Here is a 14,631-nt window from a genome sequence, read left to right on the forward strand (position 1 = left end):
CCGATGCGTGCTCTAGTCGTGTTGTTCAGCCTGATGCTGTCGATGTCCTTGTCGGCGGCAGAAAAATTGCCGGTGGTCACCAGCTTCAGCATTCTCGCCGACATGGTTCATCAGGTCGGCGGCGAGCATATCCAGATCACCAACATGGTCGGCCCGGACGCCGACGCACACACCTACGAGCCGACACCGGACGATGCCAAGGCATTGCTCAGCGCCAAACTGATCATCAAGAACGGCCTCGGTTTCGAGCCATGGCTGGACCGACTGGTGACCAGCACCGAGACCAAAGCCACCGTCATCAGTGCCAGCCATGGCGTGATTCCCCGATCACTGGATGAGGACGGCGAAACCGTTCCCGACCCGCACGCCTGGCACAACCTGGCGAACGCCGAGTTGTACGTTGCCAATATCACCAACGCACTGATCGCTGCGGATCCGGCGAACAAAGCCGACTACGAACGCAACAGTAAAACCTACCTGAAGCAGATCTACGCGCTGCTGGCTGAAGCCAAGGTCAAACTCGGTTCGCTGCCGCCGGGCAATCGCAAGATCGTCACCAGCCACGACGCCTTCGGGTATCTCGGTCAGGCGTACGGCATCGATTTCATGGCGCCACAGGGTTTGTCCACGGAGCGTGAACCCTCGGCCGCCGAAGTCGCCGCGCTGATTACCCAGATTCGCCAGGCCAAAGTCAAAGCGGTGTTCATGGAAAACATCAAGGACGCACGCTTGCTCAAGCAGATCGCTGACGAAAGCGGCGCGCACATCGGTGGCACGTTGTACTCCGACGCCCTCGCCGCGAAGGGTCCGGCAAGTACCTTCACCGGTCTGTTCGAATACAACCTCAACACTCTTTACGACGCGCTGGGCCGACCATGATCCGCAAAAATCCATCCGGTGATTTACCGCAAATTGCTGAGTCAGCCTACGTCGACAAGACCGCAATCATCTGCGGCAAAGTGGTGATCGGCGAGAACGTGTTCGTCGGTCCCTACGCGGTGATCCGCGCCGACGAAGTGGACGCCTCGGGCGAGATGGAGCCGATCACCATCGGCGCCAATTCAAATATTCAGGATGGCGTGGTGATCCACTCCAAATCCGGCGCGGCAGTCACCATCGGCGAGTTCAGTTCCATCGCCCACCGTTCGATCGTGCATGGCCCCTGCGTGGTTGGCGATCGGGTGTTTATCGGTTTCAACAGCGTACTGTTCAACTGTGTCGTCGGTAACGGCTGCGTGGTGCGGCACAACTCGGTGGTCGACGGTCGCGATTTACCCGAGGCGTTCTACGTGCCCTCCACCACCCGCATCGGACCGAACACCGACCTCTCGCAATTTCCGCCGGTGAGCGTCAGTGCCTCGGAGTTTTCCGAAGACGTGGCGCGCACCAACGTCGATCTGGTGCGCGGCTACAAAGCCTTGCAGAACGAGTTTTGAACCATGAGCAGCGTGCTGATTCGCAACGCCAGACTGGTTAACGAGGGTCGCGAGTTCGAAGGTGAGGTCTTGGTCAGCAACGGACGAATCGTCAAGATCGCCCGTAGCATCGACGGCGAAAACGCGGCGGTAGAAATCGACGCCAATGGCCAATGGCTGCTGCCGGGCATGATCGATGACCAGGTACATTTCCGCGAACCGGGTGCGCCGGCCAAGGGCAGCATACATACCGAGTCACGTGCGGCCGTCGCCGGCGGCATCACCAGTTTCATGGACATGCCCAATACAAACCCGGCCACCCTCACCCTCGAAGCACTGGCGGATAAAAAACGTCGAGCTGCGATCAGTTCGGTGGCCAATTATGGTTTTCACTTTGGCGTGAGTCAGGACAACCTTGCCACAGTCGCCGCGCTCAATCCTTGTGAAGTTGCCGGCGTCAAAGTGTTCATGGGCGCATCAACCGGCAACATGTTGGTGGATGATCCACAGATTCTTGAGCGGCTGTTCTCAGAGGTGCCGACCATTCTGTTGGCGCACTGCGAACACACGCCGAGTATCGACGCCAATGCAGCCAACCTGCGTGAGGTGTACGACGAACGAATCCCGCCCGATGCTCACCCGCTCATCCGCAACGCCGAGTCGTGTTATCGATCCTCTTCACTGGCGGTTGAGTTGGCCAAACGCCACGGTACAAGGCTGCACGTTCTGCACCTGACCACGGCGCGTGAACTGGCGTTGTTCGAAGATAAACCAATGGCGCAGAAACGCATTACCGCTGAAGTCTGTCTGCATCATTTGTTGTTCGATGATCGCGACTACCCAAGCCTCGGCAACCTGATCAAATGCAATCCGGCGATCAAGACCCAGGCGGATCGCGATGCGTTGCGCGCGGCCCTGAGCAGCAATCTGCTGGACGTGATTGGCAGTGACCATGCACCGCATACCTGGGAAGAAAAGCAGCGAGCTTATGCGCAGGCGCCTTCTGGATTACCGCTGGTACAGCACGCGTTGCCGGCACTGATGGAGTTGGTTGCGGACGATGTACTGCCAATCACCACGTTGGTAGCGAAGACCAGCCACAGAGTCGCGGATCTGTTTGCGATTCCCGATCGTGGGTATTTACGTGAAGGCTACTGGGCGGATCTGGTGTTGGTTGAACGGCAAACACTGGAGGTCGATCGGCAACCCATTCTGTCGCAGTGCGGATGGACGCCGTTTGCCGGACGCAGCTTTCGGCATCGGGTGAGTACGACGATTGTCTCGGGGCAGATTGCCTGGCGGGAGGGACGGGTGAACGAGGGGTGTCGGGGGTTGGCGCTACGATTTATGCGTTGATTCAAAAACCCTGTAGGAGCTGACGAGTGAAACGAGGCTGCGATCTTTTGATCTTGTTTTTGACAATCAAGATCAAAAGATCGCAGCGTGCCGCAGCTCCTACAGGGATCGCATTAAGCGCGGGGTTTCACAGCGCCGCAATCCTGGCCTAACCAAACCGCACGAGTCTCAAGGCTGCCCTTCTGGTTGATCCCGATCGCATTGAACGTGCCGTTGGCCACGGTGGTGAACTCACGATCACTGAGGAACGTCGCCACACCGGTGCCCTGCGCTTTCGGGCAACTGAAGCGGAATTTCCATTGGTTGCCGCTGCGCTCGGTAATCTGCTGTTTGCAACCCGATTGCGGATCGGCCAGCGGAATATCGTTGGTCGCCACTTGCTGCGGCGTCAGACACGCGCGAATACCCTTGCCGCCGATATTGATCCCGTTCTTTTCCAGCGCTGCGCGCTGTTGCGGGGTCATCTGGCCTTGCAGTTGGCCGAGGATCGATTGCACATCCATTGGCTGATCATCGACCTTGACGTTGCTCGATGTCATTTCCCACAGCCCCGGCTGCAGCATCTGCGCCTGCGCAACCACCGGCAATGCCAAACCCAGGCCCAGCGCCAAACCCAGCAGACGAACGTTCATCGAAAAACTCCTGATCAGTTGTGGCCGTTAGACGTCGGCCGATTGCTTCGGTTCATGCCCCAATTAAATAGCGACATTCGCGGCAGAACATGGTCTGTTAAGCATTGAATCTTCCGGAGCAAGGCTGCCCCATGGATTATTTTGGACCGCACATTTTCGGTTATCTGATCGCCCTGATACACACCCTCGGCATGATCGCCGCCATCCATGCGGTGCTCACCGTGCGCACGGCCCAAGGCTCGATCGCCTGGGCATTGTCGCTGATCTTCATTCCCTACCTCACGCTTATTCCGTACCTGGTGTTCGGCCGCAGCACCTTTGATGGATACATCAAGGCGCGGCGCCAGGCGAATGAACAGATGCGTCAGGCCATCTCCGAATTGAACTGGCGTCCGTGGGTGGAAGAGGCACTGACTGCGCGCGCCTCGAATGCCTACGCCTCGTTACGCGCAATGCCCAAGCTCGGCCGTATGCCGTGCCTGGCGAACAATCAAGTGCAACTGTTGATAAACGGTGCGGCCACTTTCGACGCGATCTTCCAGGCCATCGATCAAGCGAAAGAAGCGGTGCTGATCCAGTTTTTCATCATTCACGATGATCGGCTCGGCCAGCGCCTGCGCGATCTGTTACTGAGGAAAGCCGCCGAAGGCGTGTCTATTCACCTGCTCTACGACGGCATCGGCAGCCACGCCCTGCCCCACAGTTATGTGCAGGCATTGCGCGATGGCGGCGTCGAGGTCAAAGCATTCGCCACACGCAGCGGCTGGCTCAATCGCTTTCAGGTCAACTTCCGTAACCACCGCAAGATCGTCGTGGTCGATGGCGTGGTCGGCTTTGTCGGCGGACATAACGTCGGCGATGAATACATGGGCGAAAAACCGCCACTGGCACCTTGGCGCGATACCCATGTGAAGGTACGTGGCCCGGTCGTCGCGTGTATGCAGGAATCCTTTGCCGAAGACTGGTTCTGGGCCGCGCGCACCCTGCCGCCACTGATCCTGCCGGATGAATACCCGGATGACGGCGTGCTCTGCCAATTGCTCGCCAGCGGCCCGGCGGATGCCTACGAAACCTGCTCGCTGTTTTTTGTGGAAGCGATTCACGCGGCGACGGAGCGGGTATGGATCACCAGCCCGTATTTCATTCCCGACGAGGCCGTGTTTGCCGCATTGCGTCTGGCCGTGTTGCGTGGAGTGGATGTGCGTTTACTGCTGCCGTCGCGTCCAGATCACCGCATCGTCTACGCCGCTTCCAGCCTTTACGCATTTGAAGCCGTGCGCGCTGGTGTGCGGGTTTTCCGCTACGAACCCGGTTTCCTGCATCAGAAAGTGGTGTTGATCGACAGCGAAATCAGCGCCATCGGCAGCGCCAATCTGGACAACCGTTCATTTCGGCTGAATTTCGAAGTGATGCTGCTGACCGTCGACAGTGACTTCGCCGCCAGTGTGGAAAACATGCTCAAAGAGGATTTCGAGCAAGCCTATGAAATCGCCAAGGAAGAAAGCCGGGAGATCCACCGCCTGCAACAGGTCGGCATGCGGATCGCCCGGCTGATTTCGCCGATTCTCTAAAAACCCTTCACCCTGACCATCGGCCAAGGGAGAGAGGATTATTCAGTGTTAAGGGTTATAGATGTCGTCGCGAGTCCACGGCAGTTCATGGCTGCCATCCGGATGGGCCTTTACCGCGAGGATCTGGTGCAGATTGATCCAGCCACGCGCGAACGCATAGGCGCAGCCGGCCAGGTACAAACGCCAGATGCGCAGCGCTTGATCCGGTACCAGTTTGCCGGCGGCTTCGAGATTGTCCTCCAGCCGCTCGCTCCAGTGATCCAGCGTGCGCGCGTAATGCAGGCGCAGACTTTCGACGTCGACAATCTCAAGGCCCGCTTCGCTGATCTCGGCCGAGATCATCGCCAGGTGCGGTAACTCACCGTTGGGGAATACGTATTTCTCGATGAATTCCCCGGCACCACGCCCCACCGGACGACCATCAGTGTGTTTGGCGGTGATGCCATGGTTCATCACCAGACCGCCCTCCTTCACCGCGCCGAAAAGGGTTTTGCAGTACTCGGCGAGATTGGCGTGACCGACGTGTTCGAACATGCCGACGCTGACGACCCTGTCGAAACGCCCGTCCTGGGGCAAATCGCGGTAGTCGAGCAACTGCAGTTCGATCTGGTCTTCCAGGCCTTCGGCTTCAACCCGCTCGCGTGCCAGTTCAAGCTGTTCCTTGCTCAGGGTGATGCCGAAGACCTTGGCGCCGAACTCTCGAGCGGCATACCGTGCCAGCCCACCCCAACCGCACCCGACATCCAGCAGATAGTCACCCGGCTGCAAACGCAGCTTGCGGCACAGATGACGGAATTTGGCTTGTTGCGCTTGCTCAAGCGTTTCGCTGCCCGTTTCGAAATACGCGCAGGAATACGCCATGTCGCTGTCCAGCCAGAGCTGGTAGAACGCATTGGACAGGTCGTAGTGGTAGGAGATGGCTTTGGCGTCGGTTTCCTTGTCGTGCACCGAACGCACGGGGTTACTGTCTTCATCTTCACCGAGCAAGGCATTGCTCAATTCGTCGCAGACCCGGATGACTTCGCTGATCGAGCCCTCCAGTTCGAGTTTGCCTTCAACGAATGCCGCTCCGAGCGCATCAAGGCTAGGATGGGTGAACTGAGTGACCATCTGCGGGTCCTTGACCACGATGGTAACGCTGGGCGCCGGCCCCAGATTGAACTCATGGCCGTCCCAGAGCCGCAGTCGAAGCGGTAGCTGCAGATTCTGTAAGGCCGGTGGAAGTTGCGCGAGCATGGAAAATCCCCCCTTGTTTCAGACGTCTGATCTGAGGGTAGACCATCCTTGAAAAATAGCAGGCTATCGATTTGATAGCCGCCGACTATGAACCTGGAAGGCTGTTTGATCCGTTTTCAACGCGCCTGAGCTGAGGACATACAGCCCGGCGCGCAGTTCAAAAAACGATCAATTCTGCTCTTTGATTTTTAGCAGAGGCTCCTGAAAACGCAACAAACGACCGGCGTTACCCAGCACCAGCAACGTGCTGAGGTTGTGCAGCAGCGCGGCGATCATGGCCCCGGCAGCGCCGAGCCAACCGAAGGCAGCGAACACGACGATGGCCAGCGTCCAGCCCAGCCCGATGATCACGTTGACCTGCAACGTCCTGCGGCACTGACGACTGAGTCGTACGCAGGTGCCGAGCCGACGCAGATCGCTGCCAATCAAGACGATGTCCGCCGAGGCCAGCGCGATATCCGCTCCGCCCGCGCCCATCGCCACACCGACCACGCCAGCCTTAAGCGCGAGGGAGTCATTGATGCCGTCACCCACCACCATCGGCCGGAAGCCATTGTCGATTTCCTTGAGTACGCGATTGAGTTTGTCTTCGGGCAAGGCCTGGGCCTGGACTTCGTGCAAACCGACATCACGCGCCAGGGTCTGGGCCACGCTCTGACGATCCCCCGTCAGCAGCAGTTGCCGACCAAGGCCCAGTTCACGCAATTCGCCGAGGGCAAAGCGGGCTTCCGGCTTAACCGTGTCGGCCAGCAATAACCAGGCGAGGAATTCACCGTTCAGGGCCAGTCCGGCGATCGGTCCATCGTGCTCAGGGACCGATGTGGTTGCGATCCCCAACTGCGCGAACAACTCCGGTCGACCGAGTGCCGCTTCGCCCTGCTCCGTCATGGCCACCACGCCGAGGCCTTGGCGTTCGTGGATATCGCTCAGCGGTAAACATTCTTCCTGACCGACCAACCCCGCAAGCGCACGACTGACCGGGTGACTGCTTGCCGCGCCGAGGCTGGCGGCGAGCGCCATGACCGTGGAGGACTCTGTGCACGGGCTGTTGATCGACTGCAAGCGGAGGGTGCCGTAAGTCAGGGTTCCAGTCTTGTCGACGACCAGTGAGGTGAGGTCGGCCAGCTCTTCAAGGAACGCCGAACTGCGGATCAGAATGCCGTGACGTGCCGCTACCGCGACACCGGCAATCGCCGTGGCCGGAGCCGACAGCACCAACGCGCACGGACAGGCTGCGACCAACACGGCGAGCATCGCTTGGGCGTCGTGGGTGATAAACCAGGTCACCGCCGCCAGTAGCAACACCAGTACCATGTAGCTGCCGGCGTAACGTTCGAGCAAGCGAGTGATTGGCGGTTTCGAGCGCTCGGCGTTCTGCATCAACGCAATGACCTTGCCCAACGTCGACTCGCCGCCGGTGCGCGTTACTTCAATCCGCAACAAACCGTCGAGGTTGATCGCCCCGCCGAACACCGACAGGCCGACACCCGCCTCGACCGGTACCGATTCACCGGTAATCGAAGCGGTGTCGAGACTGGCCTGACCGGACAACACTCGACCATCGGCGGGAACCCGATCACCGGCGCGCACTTCAACGGTGTCGCCTGCCTTCAACGTGCCGTTGTCCACTTCGATGATCGTGCCATCAGCCTGAACCTTCCGCGCATGGCTGCGGGTCAGTTGACCGAGGGCGTGGATCGCTTCTTGCGAACCAATGACACTGCGCTCTTCCAACACATGACCAAAGATCATGATGATCGGCAGCAACGCCGCCGTCAGCAGATCCCCGGTCGCCCAGGCGCCGAGCATCGCCAGGGCGATCAATTGATCGGTGATGCCGTGCAGGCTCGGATAGCGCAGGCTGAACCACGCCGAACGCATCACCGGCACGCCCACCAATAAAGATGCAAACCCAAGCAGCAACTGACTGACACCGGTTTGCTCGGGCATCTGCCAGCGCCAGATCAGACCCAGACCCAACAGGCCCAGCGCAAGCATGGCCAAGGTGAGTTGCCGTGCAGCGCGGCGTTGTTCGGCCGAAGACAAAAGGATCGGTGCGGCGGTCGTCGCAGTCATTTACTGGCTCCCTGAATGATCAGGCGGGAATCGTCTTTCGGGTCGACCGTGGTCACCGATCCGGCCTGGCCGAGAATCTTCGGCATGCGTTCGCGGTACAGGCGCAGGAGCATTTGCGGATCGGTAGTTTTGGCCAGACTCGACACTGTGGCTGTGTCAGCAGAGGCTTTGGCCAAACGCTCACTGGCCTGCGCGTGAGCGACTTGCAGCGTGCGATCGGCTTGTTCGTTGGCGCTTTGGGTGAGTTTCTCGGCGTCGGTGCGCGCGTTAGCTACGGTTTTGTCGGCCTGCTGGCTGGCGGTCAGCACCGCGTTGAAAGCACTGACCGCGGGATCCGGCAGACTCGATTGCACATCGACCCGCGCCACTTCAATGCCGATGCTCTGCCCGCTCGCTTTCAACTCGGCCAAGCGTTTGTTGATGCCTTGCACCAGATCACCACGCAGTTTTTCCCGACGTTCCGCGGCTTGATTGTCAGCACCGATCAACTCCGGCCGAGCGACCAGAATGGTGTCCAAATCTCGTGCGGCCGTCAGCGCCACCGCGCTGCGTGTCACCAAGCGATCCAGTGCCGGCAAGACATGCTCGCCCTGCAACACGAAGTCGTAAGGGTCAGTGACTTTGTAGAACACCCGCACATCGAGTTGCACTACGCCGGCATCACCGGTCAATAAATAACCAGATCCCGCCAGCGCATCGCTTAACGGTACGGCGAAAGACGCGACACGATCAGCCTTCAAGGCTTCATCGCTGCGCAACAGATTTTCCACTCGACGTTCAATGATCCGATCCGCTGCCGGCAGCAAAATCACCTGTTCGAACGGCTGTGGCCAGGCCAATAACAGACCAGCATTCTGGATGCGATCAAGTGCGCCGAAATGCAAAACCACCGCACGACTCTGCGGGTCGATCTGCCGCACATTAGAAAATGCCCACGCCAGCGCGGCCAATATTGTCACCGCATACAGGGCGAAAAACGCCAAACGCCCTGCCTGAATCCACGGACTGTTCAGCACATGTGTTCCACGTGGAACTTCTTCATTCATGGCTGCGATCCGGTTTTGCTGTCGAGTGTCGGCGGGCCATCGACCAATACACGGAATGGCGCGGCGTCGGTGCGCAGAATCAGTTTGGTGTCCGGCGTAACGATGGTGCCGAGGGTATCGAGCGAGCGCAGCAAATTGTAGAGCTGTGGTGAACTCGCGTAAGCGCGGCCATAAATCTGTGCCGCTTCGACCCGAGATTGCGCCTCGATTTCTGCTGCCTTCACCGTGGCATCCGCTTGAACGATCCGTGCATCACGCTCGGCAGCGGAACGGATTTGCGCGGCCTCACGTTTGCCGATCGCCGTGCGTTCAGTGGCGATGGTTTCCCGCTCGGCGCGCATGCGATCGACGGTGGCGGTAAGTGTCACCGACGGCAAGGTCAAACGTTCAATGCCGACTTGCACCACCCGCACGCCATAGGTCGCGAGCAATTGCTGATCGATCTGCTGACGCAACTGCGCTTCGAAATCGGCGATACGTACCTGATTGGCATCGGTGTTCACCAGATTCGCCAGATCAAAACTGCTCGCGGTGGTTTCCAGGGCCGAGCCGACGAAGGTGCGAATCTGCCGCGCCGCTTCATCCGGTTGATTCTGCACCGCACGCATAAAGCGCTGCACATTGTCCGGATCACCCTGTACCTGCCACGCGACGTAGGCTTGCACAATGATGCGCAAACCGTCGCGCGTGCCGACATCCTGCAAGCCACTGGAGGTTGTCCGCAGACGTAAGTCCACCGGAATCGCCGCCTCGAACGGCGCCGGCCAGCGCCAGCTCAAACCTGGGTCGAGCAGCACCCGCGATGGATTTCCGAAACGGGTAATGACCGTGGCTTCGCCGGAGCGCACTTGCACCAGGCTCGCCGCCGCAATGGCAAACGCCACCAACAAGGCTGCCCAGCCCATCCGGCGCCACGGAAAAGGCCCGGCCTCTTCCGGCGCACCGTGGTGGTGATGGCCATGATGATGGTGATGCCCGCCGTGACCGTGATCGTGGCCGCTGTGGACATGATGATCGTGTGTGTGCGACTGGCTCAATGGGCGACTCCTGGTTGAGCGGTGGTGCGCGCGGGCGTCGGGTCAGCCGGCAGCGTGAACGTACGCAGGTCGATGGTCGGGGCATTGTTGCTGCCACCCAGACGATGATCGAGTATCAGTAATTTGGCTTTGCTCAGGCCTTGGCTGAGCTGGCCGAGGTATTGCTCGAGCACAAAGGCCTGACCAGCACTCACGAAGGCTTTGTGCTCGGCACTGAACCTCAGGTCCGCCGCCTGCGCCGTAGCACGGGTTTCCCGCGCATTGGCGCTGGCCTGGTCGCGAGCAAGACTGGCCTGCAACTGCGCCTGATTGCTCGCTTCCGCCGCCGCGCCACGCTCGCGGGAGATCAAAGCCTGCGCACCAATCTGCGCCGCTTGCACGCTGTGATAGGCATTGGCGGCACCGGCCGGTGGGTGAATGGCTTCAACGACCGTGGCGAGAATTTCCACACCGCTGTCGAGTTTTTGCAGATCGCTTTGCACCGCGCGACCGATCTCCTCGCCCAGCCCGACACGGTCTTGACCGAGCAAACCGTCGAGCGTGCGTGAGGCAAAGTCGTGCACCAGAATCCGGCTGGCGGTGCTGCGGATCAGCGTCGGCACATCGGCACTGTTGTAGGTGGCGGCCAGCGCAGCCTGATCAGTCAGGCCAATGCGATAGACGAAGCGCACGTCCATGTTGACGATCTGGAAACTCTGTTGCTCGCCACGGCTGCTGGCGATGACTTGCGACTTGTCATTGACATGACTGGCGTCCCACAAACGGTTGGCGGTTATGGGCGCCGGCCCTTCCGCTGGATCGGCTTGCAGCGGTGCAGGGTTCTCGCCGACGCTGGTGGCCAACTCATGGACCACGCCGTTTTCAACGATCAACACCCGCCCCAACGGCCACGGCAGACCCGTGTGCAGTCCCGGGCCGAACACCTGCACCGGTTTGCCGAAACGCTCATAAATACCACGACCCTGTAACGGGATTTCATGGATTCCAGTGAGTAACCAACCCACTGCTGCAACCAATGCCAGCACCGGCAGAAACGCCCGGCGCATGTAACTGAATGCCCAGATCTGGCGCAGATCGATGCCGAAGCGGTTGTGCAATTCATGCTGCAAGGCAAGTAACGGCTGCGGAGGCCAACGCAGCATGTCGGCGACAAAACTGCGCGCCAACAACGTCGGTTCAAGCCGCTCACGGCGAGGGCTGAATATTGAGAGAACGGCGCGCGATAGCAGCTCGATCGCGACCAGTCCCGGCAAGATGCCGATCAACACGGCAACGCGCGCCGGCCACACGGCATTCTCGCCGGCAAACAGCAAACACAACGCGCCCAGCACCAGACTGATGATCGCCACGCGCGTCAGTTGTGCCAATGCCCCTGCTTCGGGCCATTGCGCTGGATGTTCCTGGGCCAGTTGCCGCTCCAGTACCAGCAAACCGAACGCCAGCATTAGCGCCAACGCAGCCCCCACAGTGGCAGATAACCCCATGGCAGCGGCCGGCAACGCGAGGTTCCACACTGAATCGATGCTCAGCACCACCAGCAGCGCCCAGCCCGCCAGCCACAGCGTCGCCGCACCGATCTGGTTGAGCAGATGCAGACTGCCTTGGCTCAAGCGCTCCAACAGCCACTCGTACCAGCCCTGCGGTTCGGATTGTTCCTCCTCAGCAAGCGGCGCCAGCACAACGGCAGGATTGATCACCTGCGCGCGCCATTGCGTCACCCACCACGCCGATTGCAGCCCTGCGACCAGCACCAGCAACGCTGCACTCTGATTGACCAGCAGCGGCAGCCACAAGGACTGCGGGGAGAACAGCCCGACAAAAAACGCCAGCACCCACCCTGCCCCGGCCAATCCGCCGAGACCGATCGCCCAGCGTCGCAGGCGTCGGCTTTGCACGGCTGCCTGCTGAAAGCGCGGCAGTCCGGTCACTTGCGTGCCATCTTCGTCCAGATCGACTTGCATATCACCCCAAATTCATTGGCTCACACCTGTATTTCGTTACGATATAACGAAATAGGTGAAATATTCGTACACAATCACGCTTATTCAAAGATGCCCAACCTGTCGCTTGCCTGAAGCCTTGACCGAAATGTGGAGAAACGCACATATTACGCTCGTAATTTTCATCCGGAACTACTTTTAGCGATCCGCATCCATCAAACAGGAGCAAGCGCATGAGCAACTATGACGTGGTGATTCTGGGCGGCGGCCCCGGTGGCTATAACGCAGCAATTCGCGCCGGCCAGTTGGGCCTCAAGGCCGCTTGCGTGGAAGGCCGGGCAACGCTCGGCGGCACCTGCCTGAACGTCGGTTGCATGCCGTCAAAAGCGCTGTTGCATGCCTCGGAGCTATACGACGCGGCGATGGGCGCGGAATTCGCCAACCTCGGCATCGAGGTCAAACCGACGTTGAACCTCGCGCAAATGATGAAACAGAAAGACCAGAGCGTGGCCGGCCTGACCAAAGGCATCGAGTTTCTGTTTCGCAAAAACAAGGTCGACTGGATCAAGGGCTGGGGCCACATAGACGGCCCCGGCAAGGTCACAGTGACCGACGATCAGGGCGGCAAAGTCGAGCTGACCGCCAAGGACATCATCATCGCCACCGGTTCCGAGCCCACTCCCCTGCCAGGCGTCGAGATCGACAATAAACGCATCCTTGATTCGACCGGTGCGCTGTCCCTCAGCGAAGTGCCCAAGCACTTGGTGGTCATTGGCGCCGGCGTCATCGGCCTTGAATTGGGCTCGGTATGGCGGCGGCTGGGCGCGCAGGTCACCGTGGTCGAATACCTTGATCGCATCTGTCCGGGCGTCGATGGCGAGGCCGGAAAGACCCTGCAACGCTCGCTGAGCAAACAAGGCATCGCCTTCAAGCTGAGTTCGAAAGTCACCAGCGCCACGTCTTCCGCCAATGGTGTACAACTCAGCGTCGAGCCTGCCGCCGGCGGCACTGCCGAGTTGCTTGAAGCCGATTACGTATTGGTCGCTATCGGTCGCCGCCCGTACACAAAAGACCTCGGTCTGGAGAACGTCGGCCTGAGTACCGACAAACGCGGCATGCTCGCCAACAAACAACACCGCACCGAAGCCACCGGCGTCTGGGTGATCGGCGACGTGACCTCCGGGCCGATGCTTGCGCACAAGGCTGAAGACGAAGCGATGGCCTGCGTCGAGCAGATCCACGGCAAGGCTGGCGAGGTCAATTACGACCTGATCCCCAATGTGATCTACACCAAGCCGGAACTGGCCAGCGTCGGCAAGACCGAAGAACAGCTCAAGGCCGAGGGCCGCGCCTACAAGGTCGGCAAATTCCCCTTCACCGCCAACAGCCGGGCGAAGATCAACCACGAGACCGAAGGTTTTGCCAAAGTCCTCGCCGATGAGCGCACCGATGAAGTACTTGGCGTGCATCTGGTCGGCCCGAGTGTGAGTGAAATGATTGGCGAGTTCTGTGTGGCGATGGAGTTCAGTGCTTCGGCTGAGGACATTGCGTTGACGTGCCATCCGCATCCAACAAGATCAGAGGCGTTGCGCCAGGCGGCGATGAATGTCGAGGGGATGGCGACGCAGATGTAGGCTTCTGAAATCCAGGTGGTTGAAACACCGCTTTCGCGAGCAGGCTCGCTCCCACAGTTGACCGTGTTCCTTCTGAAGGACTGCGGTCGAATGTGGGAGCGAGCCTGCTCGCGAAGGGTGCGACTCGGTCTACAGCGGAAGATGCCCCAAGGGCAAAGCACCCGGCGTCTTCACCGTATGAATCGCAAAATTGCTGCGAATATCGCTCACCCCCGGTAGTTTCAACAGGCAGCCGCTGAGAAAACGGTCATACGCACGCAAATCCGGCACCACCACTTGCAACAGAAAATCCGACTCGCCCGAAACCAGAAACGCTGAAATCACCTCCGGCAGCGCCGTCACCGCAGCATAAAACGCCTCGGCCTGTTCATCGTTGTGGCGCTCGACCTTGACCCCGACAAACACCGTCAGCCCCAGCCCGACCTCATCACGATCGAGATTGGCCTGATAACCGCGAATCACCCCGGCCTCTTCAAGCATCCGCACCCGGCGTAGACACGGTGAGGCCGACAAGCCGATTTCGTCCGCCAGCTCGACATTGCTCAGCCGCCCGTTACGTTGCAGGGCCGCGAGAATCTTGCGATCAAAGGCGTCGAGTTTCATGTTTGGTAGATCCTGATAGTCGGGATGTTGAAAACCAGCAGGTTATGCCAAAGCAACAGGCTTTTGAAGCGGACTACGCAAGCAC

Annotated in this window: 12 protein-coding genes; 5 read left to right on the forward strand and 7 right to left on the reverse strand. The window is 59.7% G+C overall.

Going from position 1 to position 14,631, the window contains the following annotated elements:
* Positions 1-3: 3 nt before the first annotated feature.
* From HU718_RS00765 to HU718_RS00775, 3 genes are read left to right on the forward strand one after another with little or no spacing between them, the layout of a single operon-like run.
* Positions 4-879, forward strand: coding sequence for a metal ABC transporter substrate-binding protein (locus HU718_RS00765; RefSeq protein ID WP_186613237.1), 876 nt, complete (start codon positions 4-6; stop codon positions 877-879).
* Positions 876-1,436, forward strand: coding sequence for a gamma carbonic anhydrase family protein (locus tag HU718_RS00770; protein ID WP_102902497.1), 561 nt, complete (start codon positions 876-878; stop codon positions 1,434-1,436). Before HU718_RS00765 ends, HU718_RS00770 begins: the two co-directional genes overlap by 4 nt.
* A gap of 3 nt (positions 1,437-1,439) precedes the next feature.
* The gene (locus HU718_RS00775) at positions 1,440-2,771 is read left to right on the forward strand and encodes a dihydroorotase (protein WP_186613236.1); all 1,332 of its coding nucleotides are present in this window, start codon (positions 1,440-1,442) and stop codon (positions 2,769-2,771) included.
* Between the two features lie 113 nt (positions 2,772-2,884).
* On the opposite strand, the gene HU718_RS00780 is transcribed toward HU718_RS00775, so the two are convergent.
* A complete protein-coding gene (locus tag HU718_RS00780) occupies positions 2,885-3,403 on the reverse strand; it encodes a DUF3617 domain-containing protein (RefSeq protein WP_095119725.1) in 519 nt (172 codons plus the stop codon).
* Between the two features lie 131 nt (positions 3,404-3,534).
* On the opposite strand from HU718_RS00780, the gene cls reads away from it, so the two are divergent.
* Positions 3,535-4,974 carry a cardiolipin synthase gene (gene cls, locus HU718_RS00785; protein WP_102902499.1) on the forward strand — a complete coding sequence of 480 codons (1,440 nt, stop codon included), beginning with the start codon at positions 3,535-3,537 and terminating at the stop codon, positions 4,972-4,974.
* Between the two features lie 48 nt (positions 4,975-5,022).
* On the opposite strand, the gene cfaB is transcribed toward cls, so the two are convergent.
* From cfaB to hflK (HU718_RS00810), 5 genes are all read right to left on the reverse strand, one after another.
* Positions 5,023-6,210, reverse strand: coding sequence for a C17 cyclopropane fatty acid synthase CfaB (gene cfaB, locus HU718_RS00790; RefSeq protein WP_186613234.1), 1,188 nt, complete (start codon positions 6,208-6,210; stop codon positions 5,023-5,025).
* A 168-nt stretch (positions 6,211-6,378) separates the two neighbouring features.
* The gene (locus HU718_RS00795) at positions 6,379-8,286 is read right to left on the reverse strand and encodes a heavy metal translocating P-type ATPase (RefSeq protein ID WP_186613232.1); all 1,908 of its coding nucleotides are present in this window, start codon (positions 8,284-8,286) and stop codon (positions 6,379-6,381) included.
* A complete protein-coding gene (gene hflK / locus HU718_RS00800; RefSeq protein ID WP_186613229.1) occupies positions 8,283-9,332 on the reverse strand; it encodes a protease modulator HflK in 1,050 nt (349 codons plus the stop codon). Before hflK (HU718_RS00800) ends, HU718_RS00795 begins: the two co-directional genes overlap by 4 nt.
* Positions 9,329-10,369: a protease modulator HflC gene (hflC, locus tag HU718_RS00805; RefSeq protein WP_186613227.1), complete on the reverse strand. Its 1,041-nt coding sequence runs from the start codon at positions 10,367-10,369 to the stop codon at positions 9,329-9,331. Before hflC ends, hflK (HU718_RS00800) begins: the two co-directional genes overlap by 4 nt.
* Positions 10,366-12,330, reverse strand: coding sequence for a protease modulator HflK (gene hflK, locus HU718_RS00810; RefSeq protein ID WP_186613225.1), 1,965 nt, complete (start codon positions 12,328-12,330; stop codon positions 10,366-10,368). Before hflK (HU718_RS00810) ends, hflC begins: the two co-directional genes overlap by 4 nt.
* 212 nt (positions 12,331-12,542) lie before the next feature.
* On the opposite strand from hflK (HU718_RS00810), the gene lpdA reads away from it, so the two are divergent.
* A complete protein-coding gene (gene lpdA / locus HU718_RS00815) occupies positions 12,543-13,943 on the forward strand; it encodes a dihydrolipoyl dehydrogenase (RefSeq protein WP_186613223.1) in 1,401 nt (466 codons plus the stop codon).
* A 129-nt stretch (positions 13,944-14,072) separates the two neighbouring features.
* Here the strand turns inward: lpdA and HU718_RS00820 are convergent, their stop codons facing one another.
* Positions 14,073-14,546 carry an Lrp/AsnC family transcriptional regulator gene (locus HU718_RS00820; RefSeq protein WP_007960832.1) on the reverse strand — a complete coding sequence of 158 codons (474 nt, stop codon included), beginning with the start codon at positions 14,544-14,546 and terminating at the stop codon, positions 14,073-14,075.
* Positions 14,547-14,631 lie beyond the last annotated feature (85 nt).

It is taken from the genome of Pseudomonas tensinigenes, assembly GCF_014268445.2.
Classification (GTDB): domain Bacteria; phylum Pseudomonadota; class Gammaproteobacteria; order Pseudomonadales; family Pseudomonadaceae; genus Aquipseudomonas; species Aquipseudomonas tensinigenes.